The 16826-nt window shown below is 48.5% G+C and carries 16 protein-coding genes; 4 read left to right on the top strand and 12 right to left on the bottom strand.

Annotated features, from left to right (window positions below; all coding sequences use genetic code 11):
• The first annotated feature begins 172 nt into the window (after positions 1 to 172).
• Complete coding sequence (locus HWQ67_RS02840) at positions 173 to 1513, top strand: glycerate kinase type-2 family protein (protein WP_218251134.1); 1341 nt, start codon at positions 173 to 175, stop codon at positions 1511 to 1513.
• A gap of 17 nt (positions 1514 to 1530) precedes the next feature.
• Positions 1531 to 2640, top strand: coding sequence for a hypothetical protein (locus tag HWQ67_RS02835; protein ID WP_218251133.1), 1110 nt, complete (start codon positions 1531 to 1533; stop codon positions 2638 to 2640).
• A 152-nt stretch (positions 2641 to 2792) separates the two neighbouring features.
• Here the strand turns inward: HWQ67_RS02835 and HWQ67_RS02830 are convergent, their stop codons facing one another.
• Both HWQ67_RS02830 and HWQ67_RS02825 read right to left on the bottom strand, forming a co-directional pair.
• The gene (locus tag HWQ67_RS02830) at positions 2793 to 2978 is read right to left on the bottom strand and encodes a hypothetical protein (RefSeq protein WP_218251132.1); all 186 of its coding nucleotides are present in this window, start codon (positions 2976 to 2978) and stop codon (positions 2793 to 2795) included.
• 131 nt (positions 2979 to 3109) lie between these two features.
• Positions 3110 to 4273 carry a type III PLP-dependent enzyme gene (locus HWQ67_RS02825; protein WP_218251131.1) on the bottom strand — a complete coding sequence of 388 codons (1164 nt, stop codon included), beginning with the start codon at positions 4271 to 4273 and terminating at the stop codon, positions 3110 to 3112.
• Positions 4274 to 4441: 168 nt separating this feature from the next.
• On the opposite strand from HWQ67_RS02825, the gene HWQ67_RS02820 reads away from it, so the two are divergent.
• Positions 4442 to 6208, top strand: coding sequence for a PAS domain-containing sensor histidine kinase (locus HWQ67_RS02820; RefSeq protein WP_218251130.1), 1767 nt, complete (start codon positions 4442 to 4444; stop codon positions 6206 to 6208).
• A 19-nt stretch (positions 6209 to 6227) separates the two neighbouring features.
• Positions 6228 to 7109: a DUF58 domain-containing protein gene (locus HWQ67_RS02815; RefSeq protein WP_218251129.1), complete on the top strand. Its 882-nt coding sequence runs from the start codon at positions 6228 to 6230 to the stop codon at positions 7107 to 7109.
• 11 nt (positions 7110 to 7120) lie between these two features.
• Here HWQ67_RS02815 and HWQ67_RS02810 read toward each other — a convergent pair whose 3' ends face one another.
• The 10 genes from HWQ67_RS02810 to HWQ67_RS02765 all read right to left on the bottom strand — a co-directional run.
• Complete coding sequence (locus HWQ67_RS02810) at positions 7121 to 7807, bottom strand: glycosyltransferase family 2 protein (protein ID WP_218251128.1); 687 nt, start codon at positions 7805 to 7807, stop codon at positions 7121 to 7123.
• A 428-nt stretch (positions 7808 to 8235) separates the two neighbouring features.
• Positions 8236 to 9465, bottom strand: a complete 1230-nt coding sequence (locus tag HWQ67_RS02805; RefSeq protein WP_218251127.1) for an HD-GYP domain-containing protein — start codon at positions 9463 to 9465, stop codon at positions 8236 to 8238.
• Positions 9466 to 9605: 140 nt separating this feature from the next.
• Positions 9606 to 10031 (bottom strand): hypothetical protein, encoded by a 426-nt coding sequence (locus tag HWQ67_RS02800; RefSeq protein WP_218251126.1) that lies wholly within the window; start codon positions 10029 to 10031, stop codon positions 9606 to 9608.
• On the bottom strand, positions 10028 to 10309 hold the full coding sequence (locus HWQ67_RS02795; protein WP_218251125.1) for a hypothetical protein: 282 nt from the start codon (positions 10307 to 10309) through the stop codon (positions 10028 to 10030). Before HWQ67_RS02795 ends, HWQ67_RS02800 begins: the two co-directional genes overlap by 4 nt.
• A gap of 111 nt (positions 10310 to 10420) precedes the next feature.
• Complete coding sequence (locus HWQ67_RS02790) at positions 10421 to 10612, bottom strand: hypothetical protein (protein ID WP_218251124.1); 192 nt, start codon at positions 10610 to 10612, stop codon at positions 10421 to 10423.
• A 17-nt stretch (positions 10613 to 10629) separates the two neighbouring features.
• Complete coding sequence (locus HWQ67_RS02785; protein ID WP_218251123.1) at positions 10630 to 11079, bottom strand: DUF1566 domain-containing protein; 450 nt, start codon at positions 11077 to 11079, stop codon at positions 10630 to 10632.
• A gap of 117 nt (positions 11080 to 11196) precedes the next feature.
• Entirely contained in the window at positions 11197 to 12468 is a 1272-nt protein-coding gene (locus HWQ67_RS02780; RefSeq protein WP_218251122.1) for an HD-GYP domain-containing protein, read from the bottom strand.
• A gap of 98 nt (positions 12469 to 12566) precedes the next feature.
• Positions 12567 to 14912, bottom strand: a complete 2346-nt coding sequence (locus tag HWQ67_RS02775; RefSeq protein WP_218251121.1) for a diguanylate cyclase domain-containing protein — start codon at positions 14910 to 14912, stop codon at positions 12567 to 12569.
• 257 nt (positions 14913 to 15169) lie between these two features.
• Positions 15170 to 16402: a type I glyceraldehyde-3-phosphate dehydrogenase gene (locus tag HWQ67_RS02770; protein WP_218251120.1), complete on the bottom strand. Its 1233-nt coding sequence runs from the start codon at positions 16400 to 16402 to the stop codon at positions 15170 to 15172.
• 74 nt (positions 16403 to 16476) lie between these two features.
• Positions 16477 to 16826: hypothetical protein (locus HWQ67_RS02765; protein ID WP_218251119.1), on the bottom strand; the 350-nt coding region annotated here is incomplete at its 5' end.

Raw genomic sequence — 16826 nt, 5'->3', positions numbered from 1 at the left:
TATACTTTAAGGCAAGAAAGAAAGGGGCGGCTCCGCCCCCCTTCAGAACCCCCCGCAAGGGGACCAGTCCCCTTGACCCCATTTTACCATGCTTTTTTAAGAGGATACCATTTTTTTTGCTTGATATCCATTTCAGGATAGTTTACAATAGCAGGTACGGATAATTTAAACAATGAGATATTGCGGTACAACGTCAGGACTGGTCTCCGACGTGCAACGGGATAGCGTCAATCTGCTGATGGCTCTGTACGCTGCAGCGGTGGAGGCGGTTTCTCCGTATGGGACGGTGGTTGAACACGCCGATTACTTGCGCCGCATGTTCGACGCAGGAGGCTTCAGGAGGTTGTACGTGGCGGCCATCGGCAAGTCGGCATACGGGATGGCCAGGGCCATTGAAGATACGCTCCCTGACATCCTGACAGACGGTGTGGCGATCACCAAGTATGGCCACGCTGACGTCCACCCTCTTGGCAAGACAAGGGTCTTTGAGGCAGCCCATCCCACCCCCGATGAGCACGGCCTGGAGGCAACGCGATACCTCCTTGGTCTTGCACGCGGGCTGGATGAACAGACCCTGTTGCTGTGTTTGCTGTCAGGGGGCGGGTCTGCGCTCTTTGTCTGCCCCCCCGATGGCGTAACCCTGCAGGACAAACAAACGACCACCAGACTGCTCCTAAATGCCGGGGCCAATATAGCGGAGCTTAACGCCGTCAGAAAACACCTCTCCCTCGTTAAGGGCGGACGGTTTGCGATGATGGCTTATCCTGCCAGGGTTGTGTCGCTGATTATCTCCGACTGTGTGGGCGACCCGTTGGACGTTATAGCCTCCGGCCCAACCGCCGCAGATACAACCACGTTTGCAGACGCCCTGGACGTGCTCAGGAGATACGACCTCACACACCAACTGCCGACATTCGTGGTAAACCACCTGCTGGAGGGACAGAGCGGCCTGCATCCCGATACCCCCAAAGACGGCGATGCGGTACTCAGGGACGTTGAAAACATCATCGTTGCCAACAACCTCAAGGCCCTCAACGCCGCACACACCAGGGCAACCATCATGGGCAATGACGCACGGATACTGACCGATTCACTCACCGGAGAGGCACGTACCGCTGCCCGGTGGCTGGCCTCGCAGCTCAGACAACAGCAACGTCCCACCACCAGCCCCCTGTGTCTGATCAGCGGCGGTGAAACCACGGTTACCGTCAGGGGAAGCGGCACTGGCGGCAGAAACATGGAACTGGCACTGGCCTTTGCTATTGAGATCGAGGGGGTTGATGGCGTCACACTCCTGTCAGCCGGCACCGATGGCACCGATTGTGTGGACAGTGCCGCAGGGGCCTTAGTCAACGGTTATACCACCATAAGGGCAAAAAACATGGGCATGGACCCAGTACAATACCTCAACAACAACGACTCCTACAATTTTTTCCATCAACTCGGAGACCTGTTTGTAACCGGCCCGACACAGACCAACGTTATGGATATACAGTTAATCAAACAACAATAAGGAGACATAAGACAGAGATGCTGATGATAAAAGAGGCCAGGAGCCGGGGTGAGATGCTGCAATTTATCAGATTTCCCCTGAGGCTGTATAAAGACGATCCGTATTACTCTGCGCAATTGACACGGGACTTGCAGGTGGATTTTTCAAAAAAGAATCCGTTTTTCAGATTCAGCAAGGTCAGATTTTTCCTGCTCTACAGCGGCAAGGAAATAGCGGGCCGCGTGGTGTCGATAATAAATCGTCGCCATCTGGAGAGACACAACGATGGTGTTGGCTTCTTCGGGTTCTATGAGTCCGTGGATGATACCGCCGTGGCGACCCGACTCCTTGACGTCGTGCAGGAGGAGCTAAAGGGCAACGGTCTTAGGACAATGCGCGGGCCTATGAACTTCTCAACAAACGAGGCGTGCGGCTTTTTGATCGATGGCTTTGACACCCCACCTATGCTCATGACGCCCCACAATCCACCCTACTACAAGACGCTCATGGAGTTGTGCAGGATGTTAAAGGCCAAGGACCTCTACGCCTATGCCAAGGAGGTTCCCCCCGACGGTCCGCCTCAGAAGGTCAACCGTGTTGCCGACATCGCTCAAAAACGCGGTATAACCGTCAGGTCTATCAACATGAAGGATTATAAGAACGAACTATTGCGCTTTAAGGATATCTATAACAGTTCATGGGCAGATAACTGGGGATTTATCCCCTTTGACGATGCCGAGTTTGAGTTTATGAGCGGCAAGTTAAAACAAATAATGGTCCCGGACCTGGTGCTTATTGCCCAGGCGGGGGAGGAGGTCATTGGGTTGCTGGGGCTCTTTCCTGACTTTAACTTCGTTCTCAGAAAGATGCACGGTAAACTAACCCCGATAACACTGCTCAAGGCGCTGTATTATTCCAGGAAAATCACGGGTGTACGACTGATGCTCTTTGGTGTCAAGCCGCAGTATAGATTTAAGGGCGTTGACGCACTGATGACCAGGGAGATATTCCGCAGGGCATGGGAGGGTGGTTACAAACTGTCCGAATTCTCATGGATACTCGAGGACAACGAATCGATCAAGAAGATTATTGAGCTGGTTGAGGGGAGGCTCTACAAGATATACAGGATATACGAAAGACCAATATGAAGATATTACGTATCTTCTTTATATTTCATGGTAACTATACTTTTACGTATACTGGATTCCTGGTCAAGCCAGAAATGACACACTTAGAAAACGGCTGTAATTGTCATTCCTGCGAAAGCAGGAATCCATGCCTTTTAAACGTGAAATAAAAATTACCCTGCTTTTTTTGAGAGGATACATTGAAACTCTATATGAACAATGATAGTTTCACCATGCACTGTAACCACCTTCAAGAGAAAATCTGCCTCTCTCTCATCGGTGACCTGCATCTTGCTCTCTATAGCAGTGACGCTCACAGCGTCTATCTTCATCACCTTGCAGAGCAGAACGTCAACCACATCCCGCATGGTCTCCTTGATTATCTTATCATACTGACCCTACATACTCTTATAATACCATCGTTTGTATAAGTTTTGGCAATAGTGCCAAAGGGTGCATAGAAAAGTTGGTGGTAATGGATTCCTGTCACTTACACGATGACGGTATCTGGTATGGCACAACCGTTAAACTCCGAGGCATAGGACGTGGTATACGCCCCGGCGGAGAGGATGAGCACAAGGTCGCCCACATGTGGCTCGGCAAGTGAGACGTTTCTGTCGATCACGTCAAAGCTGTCACAGCTTGGTCCGGCCAGAATCCAGTCTTTTATGGTGCCGGTATCGGGTGTTGTCTCAACCACATACGTGTACCTGATCCCACCAACGCTCTCCATCAGACCGTTAAAGACCCCCACGTCTATATAGAGCCACTTGCCATCAAGCCTGTCCGCCTTTCCCGTGACACTGGCCACGATAATGCCCGCATCCCCGACAACCACCCTGCCAGGCTCGATAAAGACCTCCACATCATCGGCAAACCGCTCCCTGATAAGGACGTCTATGTGTCTTTCAATGGTGTCAATGGCCAGTGCATCCCTGGTGTACTTCACCGGATAGCCGCCGCCAATGTTGAGCAGCCACAGGGATATGCCGGCCTCCTGTGCCTGTGTATACAACAGACGCGCCTTATCAAGGGCTATGTTCCAGTTGTAGATGTTGTTGCACTGTGAGCCGACATGAAAGGTAATGCCGCATGGTTCCAATCCACGGCTTTTGGCATACAGCAACAACCGCAAGGCATCGTTTATTTCGACCCCAAACTTCTTGCTCAACGGCCACTCGCTACCCTCATTGGGAATAGAGAGTCGCACGTACACGCTGCATCCGCCACAGTAACGTGCCAGCTTGTCAACCTCGGTGTCGGAGTCAAAGGCATAGCGCCTTATGCCGTAATCTGCCGCCTGCTGGATAAACGCCACGGTCTTGACAGGATTGGACGATATGATCCGCTCCGGGCTGACCCCCAACTGCGCCAACACCCGCAACTCGCCATCAGAGGATATCTCAAATCCACCGCCTAAACCATCTATCAGCCTCAAAACCTCAACTGCAGGATTGGCCTTAACGGCATAAAACACCCTGCTGTTTCTTACCCTGCTGCCAAGCAGACCAAGATTTCTGACAACCCGCTCGCCATTAACTACAAGACAAGGCGTCTTGACCACCCCGGAGTCTATATAGTTAAAAACCTTCAATAAGGTTGACTTGTCAACTATCCTTGCAACAGACGGCTCTATCTTAAATGTCTTTACCACTGTACTGCTATTATAACAAATTAAGGCTCTATGGGGTACATAAAAATTTTATGCAACATCAACACGGGGGGTTTTGACATAATTGTCGCATTTCATCATAATAGAAGAGGGAGGCTCTTAAGTCTTCCCTATGCAATTAACATGAAGGACACGACAAAAGGATATCAGATGGCAGATACGCAAAGAGATAACGAGTGGCTATGCAGCGCCATTATAAACGCTACATCGGAGGGCTTCTGGAGGATAAACACAGACCTTGTGACGGTGGATGTCAATGACGCCCTGTGTCACCTGTTGGGATACCAGCGGTCCGAAATGTTAGGTAAACAGCCATTTGATTTCGTTGACAAGAAAAACGAAGAGATATTCAGACAACAGACCGCCAAGATTTCCCATTGTGAGCACCGCAACTACGAAATCACCCTGAGGGCCAAAGGCGGCTCAACGATCCCCACCATATTTAATGCCAGCACGTTAAGAGACAGAGAGGGAAACATCATTGGCGATGTGGCTTTTGTTACAAATATCACCGCTGTAAGAAATATGGCAGACAGCTTCAGACAGACCAACCAGTTGCTGGAACTCATAAGACATATACAATCACAGTTTATCTTATCCGTACCGCCCAACAAACTATTTACCGAAATCTTAAACAACCTTCTCTTGCTGACCGAAAGCGAATATGGATTTATAGGCGAGGTGCTTCAAAACAGGCAAGGACAACCATACATGAGGACGTTTGCCATCACAAGTACTGCATGGACAGAGGAAATGAGGGATTACTACAACGATAAATCGCCCACGGTCATAGAATTTGCTAACGTCAACAGCCTCTATGGTCGTGTGCTGACGACGGGTCAGGTCGTTATATCCAATGAGCCCCTAAGTGATCCCCGCAGCGGAGGACTTCCCGAAAGGCATCCACCTATCAGGGCATTTCTTGGTATGCCATTTTATGGAGGCAACACGTTGGTGGGAATGGTGGGTATCGTAAACAAACAGGGAGGGTACAGGGATGAGCACGTGGAGTTTCTCCAGCCTCTGCTGTCAACCTGCGGAAACATTATAATGGCCTATAAGGGTGAACAACTTAGGCAACGCATAGAGACCTCCCTGACCATAAAGACACAACAACTGGAGGAACTCAACGCAACCCTTGAGGCAAGGGTTCGCAAGGAAATAGACAAGCGCGGACAGCAGGAAGTAATGCTGATACACCAGTCAAAGCTCGCCGCCATGGGCGATATGATCGGGGCCATTGCCCACCAGTGGAGGCAACCTCTCAACGCCATTGGGATGATTATTCAGGATTTTGAAGATGCCTTTACCTTTGGAGAATTGAACAAGGAATACATTGACACCAACATCAAGCGTGGCATGGAGATCATCTACGACATGTCAAAGACCATCGACGACTTCAGGAACTTCTTCAGGGCCGACAAAGAGATGGTGGACTTTGAGCTAATCTCAACCGTAGGCAAGGTCATCTCCCTGGTCAGTGATCAGTTGAGGCATAACTACATCGGCATTACGGTTGACAGCCATGGACTGACGCGCCTGATAACCAGCGGATTGCCCAATGAATTCAAGCAGGTGATGCTTAACGTCATAGGCAACGCCCGTGACGCCATACTACAGAGAAGGGAAAAGGGCGATATGGGCAAGGAAAAAGGCCTGATCTCCATCGAACTCAACAGGGAAGACAACAGGGCTGTGCTGAGGATCAGCGACAACGGCGGAGGCATTAACAGTGCCGTAATCAGCAGGATATTTGACCCCTACTTTACCACAAAACAACCAGACCAGGGCACCGGAATTGGTCTTCACATGTCAAGGATCATTATCGAGGAACACATGGCCGGCACTATAAGCGTGGAGAACATACCAAACGGGGCCATGTTTAAAATTGAACTAACGTGCAGGGCCTCTGCCTGAACGAATCAGAACATAAGCCATGCAATCCTCCGAGGTAATCAAGAACATCCGCAGGATACAGATCACCACGGGACGGCTGGCCTCGGACTTCTTTTGCGGACGCTACCACAGTGTGTTTAAGGGTCGGGGGATAGAGTTTGACGAGGTGCGCCAGTACCTGCCCGGCGATGACATCCGCTGCATCGACTGGAACGTCACGGCGCGGATGGGGGAGCCGTTTATCAAGAAGTTTGTCGAGGAGCGGGAGCTTACCATCATGTTCTTGCTGGATGTCTCTGCCTCATGCGAGTTTGCCACGGTCAATCGCTTCAAGCGCTCCATAGCAGCGGAGATATGCTCGTTGTTGGCGCTGTCTGCGGTCAAAAACAACGACAAGGTTGGCTTTGTGGCCTTTTCCGACAGAGTGGAGAGGTTCATACGACCGGCCAAGGGTCTCAGACACGCCCTGGCAATAGTCAGAGACGCCATGTACTTCACCCCACAGGGCAAGGGCACCGATATCGCCACGGTTACGGAGTACCTCAACAGGGTGGTCAAGCGTAGGACTATCACCTTTATCCTGTCCGACTTCTACACCGAAGGGTACATAAAACCCCTCTCCGTGGCCAACAGACGCCATGACGTCATTGCACTGTCTATTACCGATCCCGTGGAGCTTGACCTGCCCGACGTAGGCCTCATCGAGCTTGAAGACGCCGAAACGGGGGAGGTCTTCCTCGTTGACACATCGAGCAAGTCGGTCCGCAACCGCTATCGCAACGACGCCCTTAAGAGGGTACACGAAAGAAAGCGCCTCCTGCGCTCCATCAACGTTGACCACGTTGAGGTCTCAACCAACATCCCATACATAAAGACATTGGCCAGGTTCTTCAGGATGCGTGAAAAAAGGCTCAACCGATAGAAATCAAGCAGTTACCTGACAATGTTGTACTTCAGGATGCACCAGATGGCCCTGACACCATCACGCCAGCCGATCTTTTTGCCTTCCCTGTAGGTGCGTCCAAAGTAGGAGATACCCACCTCATAGACCCTGCATTGTAACCTGGCCACCTTTGCCGTGATCTCGGGTTCAACGCCGAACCTGTCTTCCTCTATGTGTATCTGTCGTATGATCTCACTTCTAAATGCCTTGTATCCGGTCTCCATATCCGTAAAGGTCAGGTTGGTAAACATGTTTGACAGCGTGGTGAGAAAGCCGTTTCCCAGCTTGTGCCAAAAGTACAGCACCCGGTGTGGGCCACTACCCATAAACCTCGACCCGTAGACAACGTCTGCCTGCCCCTGTATGATAGGCTCACAGAGCATGGGATACTCCCGTGGGTTATACTCGAGATCGGCATCCTGGGTGATGATGATATCGCCCGTGGCAGCGGCTATCCCGGTGCGCAGTGCCGCCCCCTTGCCCCTGTTGCGTTCGTGGCGGATGACCCGTGTCACCCTGCCCTCAAATGCCTTGAGTCTCTCCCTGGTGCCATCGGTTGAGCAGTCATCGACGACAATTATCTCTTTGTCACTGTAGGGCGCACTGATTACCGCCTCAAGGATATCCGAAATGGTGTTTACCTCATTATAGCAGGGGATGATTACCGACAATCGCATTTCTTTCCCTCCCGTAAATATTTCTGCGGTGAAACCGTCACAGACGTAAACTAATAACACGTTACGGTGATATTACCCACCTCCAATAGTATATCATCACAGGATTTTTTACGGCAAGTTTGAACAGGGCAATCGCACGGTAAATTTGTTCTCATTCACATACGCTAAAAAAAAGAAAGAAGGAGGGCGGCTCCGCCCCCTCCTCAGACCTCCCCCGCAAGGGGACCAGTCCCCTTGACCCCATCCTGCGCAACCTTGATTTTTGAACATCAGGTAAACTATTAACAATTCATAAAATTCTCTAATGCGATAGCCCTGCAAGTTTGAATTTGTATCGCAAGCAGTCGAAACACACTATATTTCCAACGACCTATCACCACGGGAACATCCTCTATGTGGAAAACTCCTGGCTAAGTAAAAAGCAGACCTCAGAAGTACTTTTTTGTTAGCCTGTCGAGGGTGTCTATCAAGGCGGTATCTTCGCCTTTGCTTACCTGCTCGTAGAGGTCCCTGGATATCGTCAGGAAGGCGTCAAGGATATCCGGATCAAAGTGACTGCCTCTGCCCTGTTTTAGTATATCTATAGTTTTATCGTAGCTGAAAGGCTCCTTGTAAGGGCGCTTTGAGGTAAGGGCATCAAAGACGTCCGTGATGGCAAATATCCTGGCCCCCAACGGGATATCATTACCTTTGAGGCCGGCCAGGTAACCCGTGCCGTCATACCGCTCGTGATGGTACCGGACGACCTCCACGGCATCCTGAAGCCATGCGGTATTGCCAATGATATCCACGCCGTGTTGTACGTGTGTCTTTATTTGATTAAACTCATCATCCGTCAGTTTACCGGGCTTTAACAGGATATTGTCCGAGATGGCAATCTTGCCGACATCATGCAGGAACGACCCCTTTATCAGGGTAACGATTATCGCTGATTTCAGACTCAGGACCTCTGCAAGTCTTACGGCACAGATAGTAACCCTGTAGTTGTGGATGTGCGTATCGCTGTCCCTCTTTGCTATGGCGCCACCCAGGGCACGCAGTATCCCTATGTTGGCATCCGAAAGCTCTACCGAATACTTGATCAGGTCCTTGTTCATCGATATGATCATCGGATACAGGAGAACCGTCGTGGCAAAAACCGCTATTATTACATGCAGCAGGGAATACAGGATGACGCTCTTTATATCGTCCATGGTCTTGTCATCAACATGATAGACCCCCTCAAAATAACCTATCAGCCTGGAGTCATCAGCAAACAGGGGCACAAATACCCGTAAGTATATACGATAGTCAAAGTATACCCTGGTATAAGTGATCTCGTCAGAAAACCTATGAAATTTCAGGTTTTTATCAAGAGACGTCAGATGTTTTTCTAACCTGGCGCTTCCAGGAGCCATTACCTCTGCACGTTTTTGCTTGTCCTTGTCATAGACCTCAACAATTACAAAGTGACCTTTCACTATGTGCTCTTGCAATAGCCGGATAAGATATTCCCTTTTCTTTGAGTCTGAACTCTCTAAGTAGACCTTTTTGTCATCTATCAACGACCTCGACTCTACAAAGGCCAACTCCTCTACAAGCTCGTCTATCTCCTCCAGCTTAAGAAAAAAGACCACAGCGCCGGCAACGATGGAGATGACGATACATCCAAGAAACAACCTTAGGATTAAACGTCTATGTATGCTCTTAACTTTACCCTCCTATCCCCTCCCATAAAAGGAGGGGGACACCTGCCAGTAACCGTAGGAAACGACACTACACTGATCAACTTCTACCCACTCATCTTGAGAAAGAGCCTTCATTTTCGTATAGGTAAGCGGATAGTTAGCTTGTCATTAATCTTTATTATCCTGTACTCTATCTTTTCTATTTCTTGTTTAGAGACGTCTGTCTTCTTCATTAACTGTGACATGTCTTTCATACATGCTGCCATTTCAGACAGAGATTCGGTTATTTCGCGCAAGGTATCGCTTTTATGTTGATGTTTTGGTAGTTCTCTTTGCATAACCTCCTGCATTCTTTCCATAACCTCACCCATTTTATACATCATCCCCGGCATATCCTCATGGCTATGTGTCATCTTAAACATTGAACCATCCCCGTCCTTTTGCTCTGTGCCGGTATGTCCACTAGAATGTATGTGGGTTTTATCCCCTGCCAGGGCATAGTCAGCGCCCCACGCTACAATAAGAATCAATAGACTTGTAAAAAACACCTTCCTCATTGCTTACCTCCTGTTTTGGAAATTTTGGCCGTAGTATCAACTACTCCATTTGTCAGGGCATTTCTTGCAGCGCTTGATATGTTTACAACAACATCGCCGGTAACAGCGCTGCCAGACATCATACCACCACCACCCATCATGCCACCACTACCCATCATACCACCACCACCCATCCCCCTGCCTATCATACCCCTTGTGGCTGTAGGTTGTGCTTGATTTACAGCCTGGGTTTGCCATAATACTGCTTGTTGCAATTGGTTATTTACCGATATTGCCATACCTCCTCCTTCATCTTTTGTACTTTAGATATCAGACTTCATAGCCATAACTTTATAATACTTTAAAACTATGAAGAAAATATGAAAAGTATTCTCCCATTTGAATATTGATTAATGGTTATGAGAGCCACTTTCGCTATCCTTCTCCGTACCATCGTCTGTGCTTGCATTGTCCTTAGCCTTGTCATGAGCTTTTTCCTTATCCATTGTGTGCCCCATCCCCATCATCCCCATCATCCCTATACATCCTGTCAGATTGCTTAAAAGCAATATCATTAAAGATGATACTATAAATCTCTTCATTGCTGCCTCCTGCATTTTTAGCGTACTGGCCATATATTAGCGCCAATTGTCCTCTCGTGTAGAGCTACGTTACCATGATTTACACTTACAGTCCATACGTTATCGTTATGATGTGCGCAATGAGTTGACGTCCAATATTCCGTCACCTGTACGTCTATAAAGGGATGCACACCAGGAAGAGCTGGTTTGTAACGTGAGTAATCCATCAGGTTAATAAACTCATGTACGCTTGGCAATCTCCAGTCGCTGAAGCCGCCATAGTTTTGCTTATTCAACTGCTTTATAAACGCAACACTGTTATCGTAATGTAGGGTTTTGCCCGCAATCTTAGCATTCCTTGTCCATGTAAGACCCGTCTTGTTGTCCTTCACTGTGAACTCTGAAAGGATAGAGAACCTGGGCTCTTCCGCTGCAGCGGATACAAGCAGTACCGTTAAAACCATTATCATCACCAAATACTTTTTCACAACAACCTCCTTAAATTTTCTTATGCTTATATTAATCCAATAATATGAAGGAATTATGAAAAAAAAAGATAGATAAATAGAGTATCTGAAAAGTTGCTCGGTCTATTGAAACAGACCTTAGAAGTACTTTTTTGTCAGCCTGTCGAGGGTGTCTATCAAGGCGGTATCTTCGCCTTTGCTTACCTGCTCGTAGAGGTCCCTGGATATCGTCAGGAAGACGTCAAGGATATCGGGATCAAAGTGACTACCTCTGCCCTGTTTCAGTATATCTACAGTTTTGTCGTAGCTGAAAGGCTCCTTGTATGGGCGCTTTGAGGTAAGGGCATCAAAGACGTCCGTGATGGCAAACATCCTGGCCCCCAGTGGGATGTCATTACCTTTGAGGCCGGCCAGGTAACCCATACCATCATACCTCTCGTGATGGTACCGGACGACCTCCACGGCATCCTGAAGCCATGCAGTATTGCCGATGATATCCACGCCGTGTTGTACGTGTGTCTTCATTTGATTAAACTCATCGTCTGTCAGTTTACCAGGCTTTAGCAGGATATTGTCCGATATTGCGATCTTGCCGGCATCGTGCAGGAATGACCCCTTTATCAGGCTGACTATGATTGCCGGTTTCACGCCCATAGCCTCTGCAAGCCTTACGGCATATATGGTAACCCTGTAGTTGTGGATGTGCGTATCGCTGTCCCTCTTTGCTATGGCACCACCAAGGGCACGCAGTATCCCGATGTTGGCATCCGAAAGCTCTACCGAATATTTGATCAGGTCCTTGTTCATCGATATGATCATCGGATACAGGAGAACCGTCGTGGCAAACACCGCTATTATCACGTGCAGCAGGGAATAGAGAATAAGGTTCTTTATGTCGTTCATCGTCTTGTCATCCACGTGATAGACACCTTCGAAATAACCAATCAACCTGGCGTCATCAGCAAACAGGGGGACAAACACACGCAGATATATGCTATTGTCAAAGTATATCCTGGTATAAGATATCTTGTCAGAGAGGTTATGAATGCTCAGGTATTTATCAAGAGAGGTCAGGTGTTTTTCGACCCTGGCGCTTTCAGGAGCCATGACCTCGGCACGTTTTTGCTTGTCTTTGTCATAGACCTCAACAATGACAAAGTGACCTTTGACGATATGCTCCTGTAGCAACTGGATGAGATATTTTCTTTTCTCCGGGTCAGAACTCTCCAGGTAGACCTTCTTGTCATCTATCAACGACCTTGACTCTGCAACGGCCAAATCTTTGACAAACTCGTCTATCTCCTCCAGCTTGATAAAAAAGACTACCGCTCCGGCAACAATTGAGATGGTTATCCAGCCAATGAACAACCTCAGTATTAAACGCTTATGAATGCCCTTAACCTTATCCATAACAACTAAGGTAAAATAAACAGGACGGTTTAGTCAATGAGCTTTATGGATATTTTTTTTTAACAGCTTAACGGAGATTCACAAGACAAGCTGTTTACTTACATGTTTATTTTCAGGTGTTCCAGCAATCTGAACAGGTCATTGATACACGTAACCATATCATCCGTTAAGGATGGCGCCATTTCCTTAAACCACGCATCCCTTTCTATTGCCTGCTCCCTGTTTTCGTCTATGTTTATGACCCTTTTGATGAACTCTGATATGGTCAGGATATCATCTTTATTTTCAAGCAACCTGTAAAGTGTTCGTGAGGTTTCAAGTATGCTGCCGATCCTGTTGTTTAAGCTGTCTGACAACTCAAACCCCTTCTCCTGAACCTTAAAGAGCAGCTCCACCCATGCCTGATGGTCCCATGCTGTCCCGTGCGCCGTGATGAACTCGACAACGACGTCCACGAGGTCCTCAACCCTGGCTATTATGTCGGTGTAGAACTGGAAGCCGTTCTTACCCTGCTTCTTGGCCCTGTACATGGCAATGTCTGCCTGTTTCAGCAACAGTTCGCTGTTGATTCTGTACTCGGTGTTGTTCTTAAACGGATAGACACTGATCCCGATACTTGCGCTTATAGAGCAGACTTTGTCTTTGAGGTAATATGGTCTGTTCAGGGACTCTATGATCTTTTCAGCCACCACGGCGGCATCATCGGGTTCCTTCATTCTTGCAAGTATGACGGTAAACTCATCGCCCCCCATGCGTGCAGCCGTGTCGGATTTACGCAGGTTTTCCAGCAACCTGCTTGCCGCCTCCTGCAGCAGGATATCTCCGTAGTCGTGACCGAGCGTGTCGTTGATTATCTTAAAGTTGTCCAGGTCTATAAACAGCAGGGCGAACATGTACTTATCACGCCTTGCCATCTCAATTGCGTTGTTGAAACGATCGTGGAACAACATCCGATTGGGCAGGGAGGTCAGCGTGTCAAAGTGTGCAAGGCGCTGGAGTTGACTTTCGAAGTGTTTGCGCTCCGATATATTTCTCAACACGTACACACACTGTACGACCTGGCCGTTTTCGTCTCGTATGGGCGAGGAGCTGCATCCGATGTATATCTCCTTACCATCCCTGTCGTGATGAATGTGTTCGGTCTTTGCATGTTTACCGGTTTCGGTGGTGATCAATATTGGGCACTGTATGTCTCTCTGGTTGCAAGGTACGGGACTCTTGTGAATTAGTGAGTGACATGTGTTACTCCTTACCTCGGACTCCAGGAAACCGTACTCTTTTAAGAATACCTGATTGACCTCGATTACCTTCAAATCTCTGACGTCAATAACGATGACGGCGTCGTTCATGCTATTTAAGACGGTATGTATAAAGGCGTTTGACTGTTTGAGAGCATCTTCTGCCTTTCCGTGCTCAATGATCCCGGCCAGGGTGTTGGCCACTGCAATAAGAAAGTCTTCCTCGAGCTTATCCCTGGTGTGCCCGGCATCAACGTACAGATTTAGTACCCCAAGTATTACACTGCCGGATTTGATCGGTATACAATAATGGCCATGGTCTGTCATCCCATCAAATCTGACGTCATGCAGATCGCTTACATGGTTTGCATACATGACCTTGCGCGTGGATGCTGCCAGACCGCAGAGACATTTACCAAAAGATAGCTCTTTACAATTGATTTGCAAGACCCTGGGCAAATGACGTTGAGCAACCATTATCAGCGTATTGGTGTTGGCGTGTGTAAGGAATATACAGGCCTTCTTCTGAACCTTTATCCACGGGGCGGAGAGTATCAGGTCAAGGGCGCTTTCAAGTTTATTTTTCAGAGGGATTGACTCTAATGCAATCTGAAGCATTGTGTTTATTACCTCTTGCATGTAGTAGTTGTGGTGGAGCTTTGTCTCTAGTTGTGTGCGTTCAATGATCTCCTGCCTTAGAAATTCGTTGGCCTGTTCGACGTCTGCGTTGGCGTCTTTGAGTTTCAGTGTCCTTTCTTGTACGAGTGCTTCGAGATGTTGACGATGGGCGGACAGTTCCTGTTCCAGCATTTTTCGGTTGGTTATGTCGCGGATGATGCCAATTGAATGCCAGAACCCCTCCAGTTCTATGGCCGATATGGATACCTCTACATGTATCTCTGTCCCATCGCGTCTTATTGCAACAAGCTCGTGTGTCTTGTCCACCACGTTACCGATGCCGGTTGTCTGAAACTTGTCAAACCCCTTGATGAAATCATTATAGTAAACCCGTGGGACTATCAGGGTGTGCAGCGGCTGGTTAATGGCTTCTTCTCTTGTATATCCAAAGATATTTTCAGCCGCCCTGTTCCAAAAAGATATAAATCCGTCACTATCCATCATGACAATGGCATCCTGTGCGACAAAGGTTAGTTTTTGTAATACCCTTTCGCTAACAGTAAGATTTTTTTCCATAAAATCTTTCATATACTCAACCACGTATAAATTATATCATGATATATAAAAAATACGCAAATCAAGTGATAAATTATAAATTTTTCGTGGGGAACAAATTGAAACAAAAAAGGTATACTGAAATGACACAGTTTTTTTCAGGCATGATAATTGAGTGTGAGATAATGGGGTCAAGGGGACTGGTCCCCTTGCAGGGGAGGTCTGAGGAGGGGGCGGAGCCGCCCTCCTTTTTTTCTCTTACGGTTAAAAGCGATTGCCCTATTTCTGCTTTATCCTTCTGCAACCAGCCTTGTCAACTTACCGAGCATGCTGACGTAGCTTCCCATTTCGTTGTCGTACCAGCCGTAGATCACCGCCTGGGTTAGCGGGATACCGATGACCGTGTTTTTGAGGCCATCTACTATCGCACGGTCTATACCGATGAGCTTTGTGACGTCAATCGTTACCTCGGCAGTGCGCGTGTGGGTCTCATGACCTTCGATCACAACGGCGGCACGAGGGGTCGATATTATATCGCAGGAGACGTTCTGCTCCTCCGAGTACACGACATAACCGTGGGGCAGGGCAGCGGCCTCCTTGTAGATGCCGTTGATGTACTCCCTGCTTATCGTGATCCGTGAACCCTCCTCCTGGATGTTCACAACCAGAATGACCAGGGAACCCGTTGTCGTTGGAATTCGGACGGACTCTGCGATAAAGCCTATCTGGGCAAGTTCCGGTATCACCAGGGCAAGCGTATCGGCGGCACCCGTGGTTGTCAGGATGATGTTGTTAAAGATGCTGCGATTTTTCCTGAGGTCCTTGTCACCGGCCTTGGCAAGCCTGTCCAGTACCTCCTGCGAACCCGTTGCCGCATGAACGGTTGCCATCGACGCCGTAAGGATGTTTTTGGGGCCTATGGCGTTTATCAGCGGCCTGAACATGTGTGCAAGGCACGTGGTCGTACACGACGCCCCCGATATCAGCCTGTGACGCGAGGAGTCATAATCGTGTTCGTTTACGCCCATCACCACCGTAACGGCATCTGCGGGCATGGGGCTGACCTTGTCCTTGATCTTAAACGGGGCCGAAACTATCACCTTCCTGGCCCCGGCATCAAAGTGCCCCGCCAATGCACCCTTGGGGTCATCCCCGGGACGCGTCGGGTCTACAAATGACCCCGTGGCATCAACCACAAGGTCAACCCCGTTGTCTGCCCAAGCGATGTCCCTTGGATTCCTGGCCTTCCTCAAGACCGTTACCTTTACACCATCTATCAACATCGTTCCGGTTTGATCGTTGATTTCGGTGATGACCGGCCTGTCCGCAAAACCATAGAGATATCGCTTGAGCGAACCATACGTGGAATCCCTCTCTATATAGTATGCGATGTCCTTAAGGGATGTCCCCACGGCACGTCCGACGTTGACCACAATTTCACTAAAGTCCTTATTTGCAACGTGGTTCCACATGGCCAGTTTGCCGATCCTGCCCAGACCATTTATACCTATACGCGTGCCCATTTACTTATACACCCTCCATTTTTTATTTTTATGCAAAATGGAGGCGTTATCCCCTCCCTGCCTTACTCAACTTGTCAATCAGTCTGTCTGTCTTGTTTATTCTCCTCTCTGTCAGGAAGACTACCACTACGAATGTTATGAGGAGGGTTACGTCTGCTATCGTTTTTAAGTCCATGTTTGTTTTCCTCCAGTATCTTAAATAGCGTGTTAATAAGTTTTTCGTTTTGTTTTTCCAATCTGGACACATGCCTAAAGTGAAGCAAAATCAGCAGGATGACAACCACGGGGACAAGTCCTATCTCCTTTACAGCAGTCACTATCTGCATGAAGTCCATACCCATATGATAACACAGACACGGTGTCGTTGACCTTTCGGAGGCACTTACGCTGAGGGAGTTTGCGGCTGTGATTGCCCATTGCAGGC

Source organism: Candidatus Magnetobacterium casense (assembly GCF_019173545.1).
In the GTDB taxonomy this organism is placed as follows: domain Bacteria; phylum Nitrospirota; class Thermodesulfovibrionia; order Thermodesulfovibrionales; family Magnetobacteriaceae; genus Magnetobacterium; species Magnetobacterium cryptolimnobacter.
The sequence above is the reverse complement of the archived record's forward strand: the minus strand, read 5'-3'. Positions and strand labels throughout refer to the sequence as shown.